The sequence below is a fragment of the Alicyclobacillus mali NBRC 102425 genome (assembly GCF_001570745.1).
GTDB lineage: Bacteria > Bacillota > Bacilli > Alicyclobacillales > Alicyclobacillaceae > Alicyclobacillus > Alicyclobacillus mali.
Genome location: NZ_BCSG01000003.1, coordinates 230,785 through 245,954 on the forward strand (window position 1 = coordinate 230,785; position 15,170 = coordinate 245,954).

The 15,170-nt window shown below is 61.4% G+C and carries 18 protein-coding genes; 7 read left to right on the forward strand and 11 right to left on the reverse strand.

The annotated features are described in order from the left end of the window. Positions 1-9 precede the first annotated feature (9 nt). Positions 10-519, forward strand: coding sequence for a DinB family protein (locus AMA01_RS02600; RefSeq protein WP_067846916.1), 510 nt, complete (start codon positions 10-12; stop codon positions 517-519). A gap of 97 nt (positions 520-616) precedes the next feature. Here the strand turns inward: AMA01_RS02600 and AMA01_RS14000 are convergent, their stop codons facing one another. The 3 genes from AMA01_RS14000 to AMA01_RS02610 form a co-directional block, all read right to left on the reverse strand. Continuing rightward, positions 617-1,204 carry an aminoglycoside phosphotransferase family protein gene (locus AMA01_RS14000; RefSeq protein WP_231862787.1) on the reverse strand — a complete coding sequence of 196 codons (588 nt, stop codon included), beginning with the start codon at positions 1,202-1,204 and terminating at the stop codon, positions 617-619. Then, positions 1,153-1,536 carry a hypothetical protein gene (locus AMA01_RS14005; protein ID WP_231862788.1) on the reverse strand — a complete coding sequence of 128 codons (384 nt, stop codon included), beginning with the start codon at positions 1,534-1,536 and terminating at the stop codon, positions 1,153-1,155. The genes AMA01_RS14000 and AMA01_RS14005 overlap by 52 nt, the downstream gene beginning before the upstream one ends. 382 nt (positions 1,537-1,918) lie before the next feature. After that, positions 1,919-3,154, reverse strand: a complete 1,236-nt coding sequence (locus tag AMA01_RS02610) for an MFS transporter (protein ID WP_067846827.1) — start codon at positions 3,152-3,154, stop codon at positions 1,919-1,921. A 137-nt stretch (positions 3,155-3,291) separates the two neighbouring features. Between AMA01_RS02610 and AMA01_RS02615 the strand changes: the two genes are divergently transcribed. Continuing rightward, a complete protein-coding gene (locus tag AMA01_RS02615) occupies positions 3,292-3,747 on the forward strand; it encodes an Lrp/AsnC family transcriptional regulator (RefSeq protein WP_197459968.1) in 456 nt (151 codons plus the stop codon). Between the two features lie 53 nt (positions 3,748-3,800). Continuing rightward, positions 3,801-3,965, forward strand: coding sequence for a hypothetical protein (locus tag AMA01_RS13495; RefSeq protein WP_231862789.1), 165 nt, complete (start codon positions 3,801-3,803; stop codon positions 3,963-3,965). A 54-nt stretch (positions 3,966-4,019) separates the two neighbouring features. On the opposite strand, the gene AMA01_RS02620 is transcribed toward AMA01_RS13495, so the two are convergent. The 5 genes from AMA01_RS02620 to deoD form a co-directional block, all read right to left on the reverse strand. Further along, entirely contained in the window at positions 4,020-4,505 is a 486-nt protein-coding gene (locus AMA01_RS02620) for a DinB family protein (RefSeq protein WP_082743906.1), read from the reverse strand. Positions 4,506-4,582: 77 nt separating this feature from the next. After that, on the reverse strand, positions 4,583-5,635 hold the full coding sequence (locus tag AMA01_RS02625; protein ID WP_231862790.1) for an MFS transporter: 1,053 nt from the start codon (positions 5,633-5,635) through the stop codon (positions 4,583-4,585). 446 nt (positions 5,636-6,081) lie between these two features. Next, positions 6,082-7,089 (reverse strand): LacI family DNA-binding transcriptional regulator, encoded by a 1,008-nt coding sequence (locus tag AMA01_RS02630; protein ID WP_067846830.1) that lies wholly within the window; start codon positions 7,087-7,089, stop codon positions 6,082-6,084. Between the two features lie 62 nt (positions 7,090-7,151). Further along, a complete protein-coding gene (gene gnd / locus AMA01_RS02635; protein ID WP_195867349.1) occupies positions 7,152-8,048 on the reverse strand; it encodes a phosphogluconate dehydrogenase (NAD(+)-dependent, decarboxylating) in 897 nt (298 codons plus the stop codon). Positions 8,049-8,172: 124 nt separating this feature from the next. After that, complete coding sequence (deoD, locus tag AMA01_RS02640) at positions 8,173-8,880, reverse strand: purine-nucleoside phosphorylase (RefSeq protein WP_067846834.1); 708 nt, start codon at positions 8,878-8,880, stop codon at positions 8,173-8,175. Between the two features lie 104 nt (positions 8,881-8,984). On the opposite strand from deoD, the gene dapD reads away from it, so the two are divergent. Further along, on the forward strand, positions 8,985-9,689 hold the full coding sequence (dapD, locus tag AMA01_RS02645) for a 2,3,4,5-tetrahydropyridine-2,6-dicarboxylate N-acetyltransferase (protein WP_067846837.1): 705 nt from the start codon (positions 8,985-8,987) through the stop codon (positions 9,687-9,689). Continuing rightward, positions 9,689-10,816 (forward strand): N-acetyldiaminopimelate deacetylase, encoded by a 1,128-nt coding sequence (locus tag AMA01_RS02650; protein WP_067846840.1) that lies wholly within the window; start codon positions 9,689-9,691, stop codon positions 10,814-10,816. The genes dapD and AMA01_RS02650 overlap by 1 nt, the downstream gene beginning before the upstream one ends. A gap of 261 nt (positions 10,817-11,077) precedes the next feature. Here the strand turns inward: AMA01_RS02650 and AMA01_RS02655 are convergent, their stop codons facing one another. Both AMA01_RS02655 and AMA01_RS02660 read right to left on the reverse strand, forming a co-directional pair. After that, positions 11,078-12,241, reverse strand: a complete 1,164-nt coding sequence (locus AMA01_RS02655) for an aminotransferase class I/II-fold pyridoxal phosphate-dependent enzyme (RefSeq protein ID WP_067846843.1) — start codon at positions 12,239-12,241, stop codon at positions 11,078-11,080. 88 nt (positions 12,242-12,329) lie between these two features. Next, entirely contained in the window at positions 12,330-12,776 is a 447-nt protein-coding gene (locus AMA01_RS02660) for an OsmC family protein (RefSeq protein WP_067846846.1), read from the reverse strand. A gap of 130 nt (positions 12,777-12,906) precedes the next feature. On the opposite strand from AMA01_RS02660, the gene AMA01_RS02665 reads away from it, so the two are divergent. Both AMA01_RS02665 and AMA01_RS02670 read left to right on the forward strand, forming a co-directional pair. Next, positions 12,907-13,437 carry a hypothetical protein gene (locus AMA01_RS02665; protein WP_067846849.1) on the forward strand — a complete coding sequence of 177 codons (531 nt, stop codon included), beginning with the start codon at positions 12,907-12,909 and terminating at the stop codon, positions 13,435-13,437. Between the two features lie 117 nt (positions 13,438-13,554). Next, positions 13,555-14,370, forward strand: a complete 816-nt coding sequence (locus tag AMA01_RS02670) for a G1 family glutamic endopeptidase (RefSeq protein ID WP_067846851.1) — start codon at positions 13,555-13,557, stop codon at positions 14,368-14,370. 134 nt (positions 14,371-14,504) lie between these two features. Here AMA01_RS02670 and AMA01_RS13875 read toward each other — a convergent pair. Beyond that, a partial coding sequence (locus AMA01_RS13875; protein ID WP_197459969.1) for a hypothetical protein occupies positions 14,505-15,170 on the reverse strand: 666 nt, incomplete at its 5' end.

Below are 15,170 nucleotides of genomic sequence, written 5' to 3' on the forward strand. Positions count from 1 at the left end.
ACCGTGACCATGGACAGTTTTGCATTCGTCGAGTCGACGCACCGCGAGACGCTGGCCGTGATCGACAGCGCCACGGATGAGGAGTTCAACGCATCGCCAGGAGCCGGGCGCTGGAGCGTTGCACAAGTGCTGGAGCACATTTGGAAAACCGACATGTCCATCATCCCGGTCTTCCGGCGCGCCGCCAAGGATCGCCGGCCTTACACCGGGACGCCGAAGGGCGTCGAGCGAGCGGCGGATCGGTCAGTGAAGCTTGAGGCGCCGGAATTCATCCGCCCCTCGGACGAACCGAAGTCGCGCGATGCGCTGCGCCAAGCGCTGGAGGACGCGCGCCGGACGCTCATCGAATCCGCGAGAGCCTTGGGCGGACCTGAAGAGTTGGCGCAACTGGGAGCGCCCGTCCCCCATCCGGTGCTCGGGGAGTTATCGCTGCGCGAGTGGCTCGAGTTTGTCGGCTACCACGAGCAGCGCCACGTGGCACAGGCTCGCGAAGCGCTTGAGGCTGTGCGCCGCGCGTGAATCATGCGTCGGGCCAAGCGCAGGTGAAGGGACACTGGGTAAGCATCGTGCCCCCAAGTTGAGCACAGCGCCGCGCGATTCTCGCGTTCACCAAGGTTCACAGGAGCGAGAGGGAGGCGCGAAGCTCGGCCCGGATCTCGCGCATGCGGCGGGTGTGATGATGTTCCACCGCATGAAGAAGTTCTCGAAGCCCCACCCGCAGGCCGAGATATTCGACGCGAGCGCGGAACGCGTGGACATCCCACTTGCCCTGGCCAGCCGCATAGTGGTCGAGCACGTTCTGAACGAAGGCTGGCCCGTAATCCCAGTACAGCCCAGCGAAATCATAGGCCGGATCGCCAATTTGCACGTCGCCGAAGTCGATGATGCTGATGGCTTCGGTGACGCACGGGTCGTACAAGATGTGTGCATGCGTGAGATCGCCATGGAGTAACGCCTGCGGAAGGGTGCCGCTCACGGCTTGGTCGAAAAAGTCCGCAAATCGAGCAAGAACCGCTCGACGCTCGTCGCAATCCAGCAGGGGCAAGACGCGATCCTGGATCTCACGCCAATCCTGTTGCCAGAAGGATTCGGCTTGCAAGGCCGGTACACCCTGGGTCTGAAACGCGGAAACATCGGCGTCATGCAAAATCGTCAAGAAGGAGCCGAGATGCTCGGCAATTCGGTCAGTCGTCGATGCGTCCACGCCGTCCAACAGCGCGGCGCGAGAGGCTCCCCGGAAATGAATGGATAGCGACTCCCAATGACCCGCCCACGCGCGTCCCTCACGGGACTCGGCCTCGGTACGCGAACGCCCGCTTTTAGGACGCGATCGTCAATGTGGTTGAGCACACGCTGTTCGATGCAGAGCCGCTTTGCGACGCCTGGCCGGCGGGCAAATCGGAACACCCAAGCGCGGTTCACAACCACAACCCAGTGGTCCCACCCTTCGTCGTGAACGTCCAGCCGATCCACAGCGAGACCCGGGAGATGAGCACGCACAAAGTCCAGCCAGTCTCCGGGTACGCCAACCGTCAAGCCTGACACCACCTTGCCGCAGTCAAGCTGCGATATGCACCCGTCTCTGTACGGCCCTCAGTGAAAACGGTCTTTAGGGTGTTCATGTCGATCTCTCCGCCGAGCCCAGCGCTCTGCCCAGCGAGACCACGTGAGCGCCTGCAACACATTGGCGAACAAGGATAGGAACCACTCCAACAAGGTGTTCACGAGAAGGACACCTCTCTCCCGGTTTCGGGCCTGCAGCCGAAGTCTAGCCACGAGCGCCAAGATGGAATCGCACAATCTCACGCACTGAACAACTTTCTTCCATTCTCTCATCCCGGCCATTAAGTCACAACTATTTGATGAATGTTTCTTCACGTGCCTACGCGCGTGAATCCCGAAGACAAATAGGCATGAACTACAAGACGCCATCGCGACCTCCCACGCTCTCCCTTAGGTTGCGCGGCGCAGTTTTCGATGCCAGCCACGCGCTCCCACTGGCTGCAGCCGTGATCGCGGCGCAGAGCAAGGAGACGGTCGCGTACCCGGCGCGGACGCCAAGCCACCCCATCGTCGCTGGCCCCAGAGTCACGGCCATATTCGTGGCAAAACTGTACCACCCCATGATTTGATGTCGGTGTACCTCCGAATATTCGCTCAAGGACGCGGTGAGGAGTGTCACCGTGAAGCTCTGAAACGCCCCCCAGGCGAATAGCGATATTGATATGAGCCCGATTTCGTTCATCGAATAAGGTAGCACGAGGATGACGGCTGTCAGGACAACGAGGCTGATCACAAGTGTCCTCTGACGTCCCCATCGATCCGCCCACCGGCCCGTCACGATGCTCGTTGCGAACCCGATACCATAGACGAGAAGCAGGGTGCCACTTTGGACATGCGAGGAGAGCGCATGCAGATGCCAGGCCACACCAAAAAGCGCGTACATCCCGTAAAATCCGAACATGTTGCCGAACGTGGCGATAAGGAGAGCCGCGACACCCGTCAGCCGACGGAAATCCGCCGTTGCACTGCGTGCACGGACCTGCGCGGCCGCTCGATTGGTAAGAAACAAGTGACTCCGCTTGAGTGACCATGCCATGAACAGCATGAGAAGTATCGCGGCAATGCCGAACGCCATGAACATCCAACGCCAGCCTAGGGCGCGATCGACCCATGTGGCGAGAGGAACGCCGAGGATAAAGGACCACGACCAGCCGGATACCACCCAACCCAGCGCCTGCCCACGAAACTCGTCCGAAACCGATGCGCCAGCAAGCGCGTACGCGCTCGGCACCGTGAGCCCTGCCGCGAGTCCGGACAAGAACCTCGCCAGCAAAAATTCGAGAAAACTTGTCGAACACGCACAGAGAGCCGATGCTCCGACGAATCCCGCCATGCCCAGCCATAATGCAGCACCCGCACCCTTACGGTCGCCGATGCGAGACAAGACGGGTGCGCCAAGGGCCAGGGCGAGTCCGTACACACCGACCGCCAGTGCGGCCTGACTGACGGAGACACGGAACGCGTTCGATATTTGCCAGAGTATCGGAGACAACACCATTTCATCCGAGCCAACCAAGACAATCATGAATACCAACGTCATAAGGAGCCCCACGGATTTGCCAAGCCGTTTTGGCACGTCGTGCTCTGACACGCTGCATCCCTCCATCTTGCGGCCGCCGCTCCATGAACCGTATGATACAAAGCGAAAGTGCGATCCGGGATGCATGAACAAAAGCAATGCTTCGTGTTTTTCTTCGGATTTGAAAGAGATTTGGGGTTGAACTTTCGATGTATGAATTGGACCAGATCGATTGGCAAATCCTCACGTATCTTCAGAGAAACGCGCGCGCCTCATATCGTGAGCTCGGGGATCTGGTCAGATTGTCTCCGCCTGCTGTAGCGGAGCGCGTTCGGAAGATGGAAGAGGAGAGGATTATTGAGAATTACCACGCCGCGGTGAATCCGAAGAAAGTAGGGTATGCAGTGCAGTGCTTTATTCGCCTCACGGTCCACGGCGGCCGATACAGTAGCGCGATCGCCACAGTGAGGGAGATGCCGGAGGTGCTCGAATGCCACCGCGTGACGGGCGACGCATGCTTGCTTCTCAAGGTCGTGGCGATGTCCATGGAACACCTGGAACGCGTGATCGACGCGCTGGTGCCCTTTGGTCAAATCGTCACCTCCATTGTGTTATCGAGTCCCGTACCAGAACGGCCGATTCCGTCCATGGGAGCAGAAGGATGACGCGATGGCCACGTGCACATAACCGAAGTCAACTGTGCAGGGAGTTGAGGACCGTGTCGAAGTTGGCAGAAGAGTTGTATGAAGAAGGGCGTATGGAAGGGCATATGGAAATCATCCGAAATATGCTTGGAAAGGGCATGAAGATTGAGGACATCGCCGAGATGACGGGCCTTCCCAAGCAAAAAATCGAAGAACTTGCTCGAAAGCAGGCGCATTGACACAAATCGATGCGCCCGCGACTTTTCCCTGGCTCCGTGATGCTCTGTCCTATCCTATGGCAGCACCAAATCAGTGTCCGGAGGAACGTGGCCAAGGTGCCGCGCCATGGCGACGATTTGCCCCTTGTGGTGGAACTCATGGGTCACTGCGTGTGTCAACAGCCATAGGGGCGTGGTCTTCAGCGGTTCCTCTTGCCACCGCACGTCGCAACAAATGGTCCGATCCCACTGACCATCATGAACTTGAACAAATCGTTCCACTGTTTCATTCACCAAATCAAATCTCTTGCGAACACGCTTCACATCTGAACCTATGATCTCTTCCTCCGATGCGAAGGCAAAGTCGTTTTGGCCTAACCCAAAACGTCCCAGCCAATACAGATAACAGTCTGCCACGTGGATGTGCGTTCTGATGATGCTGCCGCTTCCGAAGCCAGGGAGGGCCGTATGGAGATGACGCGCTGGAATTTGCTCTAAAAACGCAAAAAGTGCTTCTCTGGTGGCACGAATCCATTCATATTGCTGCCAGAGCACATTCACGACCCTAGCCCCCTCTGTGTGCGATTCGTTCACAAACCGGCGCGCTTTCTGAGCACACCCGCCTGTCCCCACGCTCTTCACACATTCCTGGCCGTCGGACTTGTCACAAGTCCTCCCTTGATCCGAACCAACAGGGCTGGCGCGCTCACGAGCGTCAGAAGGCCAGCGGTGACAAACATCCATTGAACCGAGAGAAACGAGGCGCAAACGGCGAGCACGGCACTTCCCACTGCCTGGCTTCCGACTTCGACGGTGGAAAAGACGGACGCAACCCGCCCAATGACCTCGTGGGGAAACGACGCTAAGACATACGATGGAGCCAACACATTCTGCGCAGCTTGCAACACGCCCATGACAAACATGCTGAGCATCGGGATCCAAACGGAGTCAAACACGCCTATCGCCAGCACGCAGAGACCAAGCAGAACGAAGTCGATGAGAAAAACCAGGCTTACGCCATACCGTTGCGCAACTTTGCGAAACAGCTTTGCCCCCAGCATTCCCGCAACCATGGCCCCGACCATCTCCATCGCGATGGACAGGCCGTACGCCCAGCTCGGCGCATGGATGTTCCGCCCAATTCGCCACGCCAAGTCGTTGCTCACCACCGCCATTAATGGCCCCGACAGGAAGAAGATGAGCAACAGGCGCGTGGAAAGCCCATCACGCTTGACTTTGTGCACACCTTCGGCGAGATCGTGGAAGAAAGCCCAAACCGTACGACGCTGCTCACCAGCCCTTTTCTCCAACCATGGCAAAGGGAGAAAAAGATACAAGGCTCCTGCAATGACGAACGATAACCCGTCCAGCAGTGCGATCTCTCGAATGCTGAACCAAAGAAGCGAGCTTGCCGCGAGCAAGCGCCCAGCCAGCCGAATGCCAGACACGACACCGTGAAGAATGCCGATGAACTGGGCCCGCTCCTCGGGCGTGATGATCCCAGCCACCACGTTGATGGCGCTCCCGCGGAGAACCCCGAGGACCTCGAGACATCCCATAAGCGCCAACACCAGACCGACCTGCGCGCTATTCGTCACGAAGGCGGCCAGTCCGACGCAAAGGAGCGCCTGGAACCATGCGGATGACACGATGAGCAGCTTACCCCTCAAGCGGTCTGCAAACACGCCCATGACGGCACTCAGAAGCCCTGGCAGCGTGAACATGAGTCTGGGGACGGTGGAGCGTCAAACTCCAATACCAGATGAGGGCTGTCTCAAACCAAACATCTCCGATCTTGGACGCCCAGTTTGCTACCCAAAGAAGGCGCATCGTGACCGCAGACGCCTGCGCCATGAAAATCCCTCCCACTTCGCCACGACGAGGTAGGCCTTTGCAGTCGCGCAGTCTGGCCTGTCTCGCAGGATCAGACATTACCATAAAGGATCAGGCGTGCCAGGCAAACTCGTCGAAATCGACAAAAGCTTATGACGATTCACCTCACATCTTGCATGCCTGCAGCGCACACATCTGCCATTCTGTATGCAACCATACCTCAAACTGAGCCAAGAGGCAATCCTCCATGGGTCGTCCATCGGCTGCGCCACGCACGGATGACCAGGCCCTCGCAACCGGGCACCTATCCCCGCCCCGTCGACCCCCTCATCGCGACGGTGGACGGCACGACGAGGACCTCCGCAGTTACTCCTTCCCCCCGCAGGCGTGCGGTGATGATCCGCCCTGCCGCTTCGCCCATCTCCTCCACGGGCTGGCGGACGCAGGTCACGGGCGGATCGACGAGATCGGCCCAGTCCGGCTGGTCGAAGGTTGCAATGCCGAGCTGAACCGGCACCTTGTGGCCGAGCGCCCGAAGCGGCCGGTAGCACTCCATCAGCACGAGGCCATTCGCGGTGTACACGGCGGTACGCGCCTTGCGCGCACACGCATCCACGCGGGCGAGCGCTTCGTGGAAGGAAGACGGATCGCCGCGCCGCACGCGCATCACCACGGGCTCCCGCAGCGCCACGCGGCACGCGTCCAGATACCCTTCCAGGCGATCCGTCCGCGTGGGGATCCCGCGCTCGTCCTCGGTCAGATACACCACCCGGTCATAGCCGAGGTCGAACAGCTGCCACGCAATCTCGCGCGAAGCGTCGCGATTGTTGGTGCCGATGGCGTACGCGTGCGGCAGGGCGAAGGCGCGATCGACCAGCACCACCGGCATCTCACGCGCCAATTCCTCCAGGTAGTCGTTGTTGGCGCCACTCGTCTGCAGCGCGATGGCCTCCACGCGGTTGGCGACAAACGACTCGATGAGCTGTCGCTCCCGCTTTGCGTCGCCCTCGGACTCGGCCACCATGAGGTGGTACCCGGCCGCGCCAAGCGTCCGCGAGAACGCGCGCAGAAAGCCGACGCAAAACGGGTAGCTCATGTTGACCACAATCGCGCCCACGGTCTCCGTCCGCTGCGCCTTTAACCCCTTGGCGAGCGCATTCGGCCGGTAGCCGAGTTCCGCGATGATCGCTGCAATCTTTTCTCGCGTTTTCTCGCTCATGGATTCGTAGCGCCCGTTCAAGTAGCGCGAGACCGTGGTGACGGACACCCCGGCCGCTCGCGCGACGTCCTGGATGGTGGCCCGCTTTGGCACGCTGTGCCTCCTCCCCCATGCAAAAGGCGGTGGCGCGCCGCCACCGCCGTCTTAGGCTGCGATCACGCCCGCTCGACCGCGTGACCTCCGAACTCGTTGCGAAGCGCCGCCTGCACCTTGCCGCTGAACGAGTCGTCCTGCATCGAACGGTACCGCATCATGACCGAGGTGGCGATGACCGGCACGGCCGCCTGAACCTCCAGCGCCTCCTGCACCGTCCACTGCCCCTCGCCCGAAGCGTGCACCACGCCTTTGATCTTTTCCAGCCGCGGATCCTCGCGGAACGACTTCTCCGCCAGCTCCATGAGCCAGCCGCGGATGACCGAACCGTTCGACCAGCAGCGCGCGATCTCGGCGAAGTTGTAGTCAAACGGGCCCTTCTCCAGCACCTCGAAGCCTTCACCGATGGCCGCCATCATCCCGTACTCAATGCCGTTGTGCACCATCTTCGCAAAGTGGCCGCTCCCGGCGCGCCCTGTGTACACGTAACCATTGGGAACGGCCGTGTCGCGGAACAGCGGCTCGATGGTTTTGAAGACCTCCGGGTCTCCCCCAATCATGTAGCAGGCGCCGTGGCGCGCGCCTTCCATGCCGCCCGAGGTGCCGACGTCGAAGAAGTGAATGCCACTCTTCTTCAAATCCTCCGCATGGCGGACGCTGTCCTTGTAGTGAGAGTTGCCGGCTTCAATGATGATGTCGCCCGATTGCAAGAGCGGCTTTAACTGATCGATGAGGTTGTCCACCGGCTTGCCGTGCGGGACCATGAGCCACACAATGCGCGGCGGTGTGAGTTTCGACACGAGGTCGGAAACAGAAGTGGCCGGCGTCGCGCCCTCCTTGGCGACGGCGTCGACCGCCGGCTTGTGCAAATCGTACGCCACCACCTGGTGCCCGTGGTCCATCATGTTCAGCGCCAGATTGTGGCCCATCTTGCCGAGACCAATGAGGCCGACCTGCATCATAGAACACCCTTTCCTGCTCCACACGTGATATCTATTTCTCTTGCCCCCACTCAGTGTTCCGGCTGAGCCGGACGTCTATGCGAGCCAGGGCCGACGGAGATGGTGTTCTCAAGTGCGCGGCCTAGAACCGAATGGCCGTCTCCAGCGCGATCTCGACCATGTCCCCGAAGGATCGCTCTCGCTCTTCCGCGGACGTCTCCTCGCCGGTGAGGACGTGATCGCTTACCGTGAGAATCGACAAGGCCCGCGCGCCAAACTGGGCGGCCAGGGTGAACAGTTCTGCGCTCTCCATCTCCACCGCTAGCATACCGAATTTCGCCCAGCGCTCCAAATCCGCCGTTCCGTCGGCGTAAAATAGATCCGTTGTCATGACGGAACCGACGTGGATGGATGTTCCTTTCTCCCGGGCGATCTCGTGCGCGGTTCGCAGCAGATCGAAGTTCGCCGTGGGCGCATACTGCGCGTGGCCAAACCGGAGACGATTGGGCGCGCTGTTGGTGGAGGCGCTCATCGCGAGGATGACGTCGCGGACGCGGACCTCGGGGCGAATCGCGCCGCAGGTGCCGACGCGGATGAGCGTCTTCACGCCGTAGTCCGCGAGCAGTTCGTGCGCGTAGATGCTGATGGACGGCACGCCCATGCCTGTGCCCTGCACGGAGACAGGCACGCCCTTGTAGCGGCCCGTGTAGCCGAACATGCCGCGCACCTCGTTGTAGCAGGCGCTACCCTCGAGGTAGGTGTTCGCGATATACTTGGCCCGAAGCGGATCGCCCGGAAGCAGGATGCGCTCGGCGATCTCGCCCGGCTTTGCGCCGATGTGCGTACTCATGGAACATCCTCCCTTTCTTCTGATGCCATCATATCACGCGGACCATCGGGGCGCATGCTGGATTGGCGTCGCGCAAAATTCGAACGTGGAGAGGAATCAGGACGATGCAGACGGCTGAAGAGATCATTCGCTATATTTCGGAAAGCAAGAAGAAGACGCCTGTAAAGGTGTATCTGCGCGGCAAGCTGGATGAAATCGCGTTTCCCGAGGGCCTGCGTCCGTTTGTCGGGCCCACGTCGGGCGTGGTATTTGGCGAGTGGAACGACGTTCAGGCGTTCCTGCAGCAAAACCGCGAGCTCATCGAGGACTATGAGGTCGAGGCGGATCGCCGCAACAGCGCCATTCCGCTCTTGGATCTGAAGGACATCCCGGCGCGCATCGAGCCGGGCGCCATCATTCGCGACAAGGTGAAGATCGGCGAAAACGCCGTGATCATGATGGGCGCCATCATCAACATCGGCGCAGAGATCGGGCCTGGGACGATGATCGACATGGGCGCCGTGCTCGGCGGGCGCGCCACGGTGGGCGCCAACTGCCACATCGGCGCGGGCGCCGTGTTGGCAGGCGTCATTGAGCCACCGTCCGCGAAGCCGGTGGTCATCGAGGACAACGTGCTCGTCGGCGCCAACGCGGTGATCCTCGAGGGCGTGCGCGTGGGCAAGGGCGCGGTCGTGGCCGCGGGCGCGGTGGTCATCGAGGACGTGCCGCCGGGAACCGTCGTGGCGGGCGTGCCGGCCAAGGTCATCAAGCGGATTGAGGACGTGGAGGCGAGCAAGATCGAAATCAAGGAAGAGCTGAGGCGCCTGTGATGACGTGGGACGTGTACGAAGCGAGGCGCGCCCTGCACCAGATCCCGGAGCCCGGGTTTCGGGAGTTTGAAACGCAGAAGCTGGTGCTCGCGTATCTGCAGGCGCTGCCGCAGGATCACCTGGAGATCCGCACGTGGGAGACGGGCGTGATCGCGCTCGTGAAGGGACACAGTCCGAAGCGGCGCGTGGGCTGGCGCGCGGACATGGACGGGCTGCCCGTGGCGGAGGAGACGGGCGTCCCGTACGCGTCGCGCCATGAGGACATGATGCACGCCTGCGGGCACGACGTGCACATGGCCGTCGCGCTCGGCCTCGCCCAGCACTTCGCCCACAACCCTCCGCCGGACGATCTCGTCCTGGTGTTTCAGCCCGCCGAGGAGGGCCCGGGCGGCGCGCAGCCGATGCTCGCGAGCGAGGCGTTTCAGGCCGTGCGGCCGGAGATGATTTTCGCCTTGCACGTGCAGCCTGACATGGCCGTGGGCGAGATCGGCATCCGGCCCGGCGTCCTGTTTGCCAACACGTCCGAGTTGTTCATCGATCTCGTCGGCCAAGGAGGGCACGCGGCCTATCCGCACCGGGCCAACGACATGGTGGTGGCCGGCGCACACCTCGTGACGGCGCTGCAGACCGTCGTGGCGCGAAACGTGGATCCGCTGGACAGCGCGGTCATCACCGTGGGGCGGCTGGAGTCGGGCACGAAGATGAATATCATCGCCGAGCGCGCGCGCCTCGAGGGCACAATGCGAGCACTCAACGCGGCCACCATGCCCCGGCTCAAGAACCGAATTGAGGCGGTGGTAGCGGGAATTGAGCGGATGTTCAACTGCCAGGCCGAGATCGACTACGGCGCGAATTACTATCAGGTGTACAACGACGAGCGCCTCACCCGCGGCTTTATGCGGTTTGTCGCGGAGGCCGGGCTCGCCCAGGTGCAGGAGGTGCCGCCCGCCATGACGGGCGAGGATTTCGGCTACTTTCTGCGCGAAATCCCTGGTTTCCTGTTCTGGCTCGGCGCGGCCACGCCGTACGGCCTGCACCACGCCAAGATGCTCCCGGACGAGCGATGCATCGACGTGGCGCTGCGCGTGCTCATCCCGTACTTCGCCGAGCGGCGGTACGAGGGTTGAGGGTCTTAGAGCCAATGCATGATGAAATAGCGGTGGACGCGGAACAACAGCAGAATGACGGCAATCAGCGCAAACAGCACGGCGCCGACGGCGACTCGGGTTCGCCTCGATTTGGTACGCATGCCATCGCCTCCGACGGACGGGTTCGCCCATAATGTGGGCTGCGCGCGCCCTTTTCATGCGATCCCGCCCGCCGCGGCCATCTCGTGCGTCCGAGCCCCATGCCGCCGGTGCCGCGCCATGCCTGTTCGCTCGAGTTTCTCAGCCTTGCCGGCGCCGCTCGACGAAGCGCGCGATGCGGCCGAGCGCTTCCTGCAACGCCTCCGGAGGACACGCGAGCGAAATGCGCACATATCCCTCGCCGTACCGCGTGAAGCACGTCCCGGAAACGAGCGCCACATGGGACTCCCGCGCCAGCGCCTCGCAGAAGGCGTCCGACGTCATGCCTAACGCCTTCGGCAATTCGGGAAAGACGTAAAACGCGCCCGCGGGCTCGACCACCGGCACACCTATGCCTCGGAGCGCCTGCACGGCGAGATGGCGATTCATGCGATACGCCTCTTGCATCGGCCGACTGTCCTCGTGGCCGCAGGTCAGCGCTTCAAGCGCCGCCATTTGACTGATGCTCGACGGACAGCTCACGCTGAACTGCGCGGCCTTCGCCATCTCCGCAGCGATGGACGCCGGCGCGAACGCAAACCCAATCCGCCACCCCGTCATGCTGTGGGACTTCGATAGCCCATGAAGGACAATGGTCCGATTCCGCATCTCCGGCATGCGCGAAATGCTGGCGGGCGATCCGTCAAACTGAAGCTCGGCGTAAATCTCGTCCGACAACACGTACAGATCCCGCTCGACACACACCCGAGCGAGCGCGTGAAGCTCTTCCTCGCTGTAGACGGTGCCGGTGGGATTGGCGGGAGAGGCGAGAATGAGCAGTTTCGTGCGCGGCGTGACGGCCTGCAGAAGCGCGTCCGGCGTCAGGAGAAAGCCCGTGGCCCGCGTATCGACGAAGACGGGATGTCCCCCTGCCAAACGCACGGCGCCCTCATAGCCGGGGTAGGCGGGCGCAGGAATGATCACCTCGTCGCCTGGCGCGAGGAGCGCCCGCATGGCGATGTCGATCGCGTGCGTGGTCCCCACGGTGACGAGCACCTCGCGGTCCGGATCATATCGATGCCCGGTGAAGCGCTCATAGTAGGCAGAGGCGGCTTCGCGCAGCGGGCGGATGCCGCGGTTTGGGGTGTACGACGTGAAGCCCTCGTCAATGGCCCGCTTGGCGGCCTCCGCAATGTGCGCAGGTGTGGGAAAGTGCGGCTGGCCAATGGTGAGGATGATGGCGTCCGGTTCGTCCGCGACGAGATCGGCGAATCGGCGCATGCTGGCGAACACCAGTTGGCGCGTGCGGCCTGAGAGTTCCTGCATGGATGTTGCCTCCTTGAGGGGTTATCGCCGGACGCTTTCGAGGACGAGGTCCCCGAGATACCCAACGGATTGACGCCGCGGCGAGCGACTAGCGCCCGTCGTTCACGAACACTTCAGGTTCCACAGAGATGGATACGTTACCAGCAAGCGCCCGCGACACCATACAACGGGACTCCGCTTCTCGCGCGAGTTGCATAGCAAGATCAACAACTCCGTTCCCTTCGCCGTCCAAAAGAATTTTCGGCCGATGGGCGATGGAGTCACAGTGAAGTCCACCTTCCTCCGAGAACACGCCGGTCGAAAAGACCGTCAGATCCATGACGGGAATCTTGCGCGCCTCGAGTAAGAACGCGAGTGTCATCATATAGCAAGTGGCAGCTGCGCTAAGCAACATTTCGTCGGGATTCGTTCCAATGCCTGGACCGCCCATTTGCGCAGGTCTTGTCACTGTCGCTTGCAGGCCGCCAGCCCGGATTTCTCCGCTGCCCGCTCGACCACCGGTCCACCTGCCTTCATAGTGAAACATGTGTTTCATCCTTCAGGCCCTCCCCTCTATCGGAACGATCATACCCCACCTGCTCCGTTTGCGACGCCCTTATATTGCGTTGACCCATCTTCTATCATATGGTAAACAAAAAGAAAAGAATGGTTGGGGAGGTAGGTCCATGTCCACCTCGGAGCGCGGAACCCCCTGGGGAGCGATGGCGGCCTTCTTCGCAGGTCAAATCCTCATCACGCTGGGCCTATACGTTGTGTGCAATGTTCTGTCGATTCTCTTGATTCCCCTGACGGGATCGTACAGCTACGCGATTTCAGGTCCCGTCACCTTTGCGACGTACGCCGCTATCTGGGGCGGCATTTGGCACGCATCCTACCAGAACAGCGGCAAGCAGGACTTCGCGCGGAAGATGGCGGCCGCCACGCTTCCGCTCGTCGGCCTGACCGCACTGTACCTTGCATTCCACCCAAGACCCGATGATCGCCTGATGATCCCCATTCTCCCGCAGGACATCCATTTTCAATTTGCGGCTCTCATGACGCTCACGCTGCTCTTCCCCTGGTACGCATTGGTGTGGAGGAAGAGCCTTTCGAGCCCCCGCCAGGCCGCGCGGTTTACGGTGCTTTTCATCCCGTGCGTCATCGCCGGCGTCCTCATCTTCGCCGCAAGTTACACCATGCTGCCCGCGAACTGGTGAGCGGCGTGGAAGCCCCACCCAGAGGATTCTGGCCAAACTGTTTTGAATATTGGTCAGATAGCGAGCTTCGCAAGACTCGCTCGTTCCGCACCGCGCCATCAAAAGGGGGATTTATGCATGATGAGCACCAAGGCATGGAAAGCGCCAGCTCTGGCGACCGCATCGCTTTTCGCGGCCGGAGCACTCGCGGCATGGCCGCACATCGCGGCAGCACCTGCGGCACCCGCCATCTATCACGCGCCTCGGCAAGCGCTCTCACCGAACACGGCGCCGAAGCCCAACAGCATCCAGGCGTCCAGTTTCGGCTGGTCCGCCTCGAACTGGTCCGGGTATGCGGTCACCGGCAGCACGTACAATGACATCACGGGCAACTGGATTGTGCCCGCGGTGAGCCCCTCCAAGAAAAATACGTACTCATCCAGTTGGATTGGTATTGATGGTTTCAACAACAGCGATCTCATCCAGACCGGCACCGAGCAGGACTATGTGAACGGCCACGCGCAATACGACGCCTGGTGGGAGATCCTCCCCGCGCCTGAGACCGTCATCTCCTCCATGACCATCGCGCCGGGAGATCACATGAGCGCTCACATTCACAACAATGGCAACGGGACGTGGACCATCACCCTGACCGACGTCACGCGCAACGAGACGTTCTCGACCACGCAGTCGTACTCGGGCCCAGGCTCCTCCGCTGAGTGGATCCAGGAGGCGCCTGAGATTGGCGGCCGGATCGCCACCCTCGCGAACTACGGCGAGACCACGTTCGATCCCGGCACCGTGAACGGCGGCAACCCGGGCCTGACGATGTCCGACGGCGGCTACATGGTGCAAAACAACGCGGTGGTTTCGGTGCCATCCGCGCCCGACTCCGACACCGACGGATTCAACGTCGCGTACGGTTCCAACCAACCGAGCCCGCCCGCGTCTTGATGGCCTCGTCGAGATGAGATTCGGCTCCGACAAGCATGTCGCGCCCCGGTCGATCTGCAACACGACCGGGGCAGTGCCACCTGCATCAACCACGTTCTCCGCAAGCACACCGCTACGCTATCCCGCGCGCCTCCTCATGCCACCTCGGACGCCTTTGCCTGCTGAGGGATCCACGTCGGCCTCACCAGAATGCAGATCAGCGCCGCCGTCACCACGAATGCAATGAGGCAAGCGGATGCGATGAACAGCACCTGGATGGATAGCCACTTCAGGAGTGCCCCATCGACCGCGTATGAAACGGGCCCGAGCACGATGGCGGCGGTCCATAAAATGGACATCACGGACGCGAGCGAAGACCCGCGAAACCAAATCTGAATGAGCGAGATGGACTGAATGTTGACCCAGACGAAGGCCGCCATGCTGAGGGCCATCAGACAAGCACACCATGCGACGTGCGGATAGAGCGGAATGAGGAGCCAAAACAACGTGCCCACGTACAGGCCGCCCAACAACAGATGCACCGACACGCGAAATCTGCTTGTGAACGTCAACAGCAACATGCCCGCGAGCGATCCGGCCGCCTCACACCCGACCATCAACGCGTAGATGGAAGCATTGCCATGCAATGCGGAAGAGACAAACAGAGGGATGCCGACGGCGGTCGGACCGAGGTAGCCCAGGTTGATGCCGAGTGTAAGACCAAGAAGTATGAGAAACGCCGGGTTTCTCCAGAAGCTTCGTGATTTCGCATCCGAGGTTGGTTCGCTCTCCGACTCGTCGGCCCCGCCCTCACTCGGCGA

What these genes read in the sequence shown, in the direction of transcription:
- AMA01_RS02665 (WP_067846849.1), top strand. Translation starts at nt 12,907, where the DNA reads ATGTCCACCTCGGAGCGCGGAACCCCCTGGGGAGCGATGGCGGCCTTC.
- AMA01_RS02655 (WP_067846843.1), bottom strand. Translation starts at nt 12,241, where the DNA reads ATGCAGGAACTCTCAGGCCGCACGCGCCAACTGGTGTTCGCCAGCATG.
- gnd (WP_195867349.1), bottom strand. Translation starts at nt 8,048, where the DNA reads ATGCAGGTCGGCCTCATTGGTCTCGGCAAGATGGGCCACAATCTGGCG.
- deoD (WP_067846834.1), bottom strand. Translation starts at nt 8,880, where the DNA reads ATGAGTACGCACATCGGCGCAAAGCCGGGCGAGATCGCCGAGCGCATC.
- AMA01_RS02650 (WP_067846840.1), top strand. Translation starts at nt 9,689, where the DNA reads ATGACGTGGGACGTGTACGAAGCGAGGCGCGCCCTGCACCAGATCCCG.
- dapD (WP_067846837.1), top strand. Translation starts at nt 8,985, where the DNA reads ATGCAGACGGCTGAAGAGATCATTCGCTATATTTCGGAAAGCAAGAAG.
- AMA01_RS02660 (WP_067846846.1), bottom strand. Translation starts at nt 12,776, where the DNA reads ATGAAACACATGTTTCACTATGAAGGCAGGTGGACCGGTGGTCGAGCG.
- AMA01_RS02615 (WP_197459968.1), top strand. Translation starts at nt 3,292, where the DNA reads ATGTATGAATTGGACCAGATCGATTGGCAAATCCTCACGTATCTTCAG.
- AMA01_RS02670 (WP_067846851.1), top strand. Translation starts at nt 13,555, where the DNA reads ATGATGAGCACCAAGGCATGGAAAGCGCCAGCTCTGGCGACCGCATCG.
- AMA01_RS02600 (WP_067846916.1), top strand. Translation starts at nt 10, where the DNA reads ATGGACAGTTTTGCATTCGTCGAGTCGACGCACCGCGAGACGCTGGCC.
- AMA01_RS02625 (WP_231862790.1), bottom strand. Translation starts at nt 5,635, where the DNA reads ATGGGCGTGTTTGCAGACCGCTTGAGGGGTAAGCTGCTCATCGTGTCA.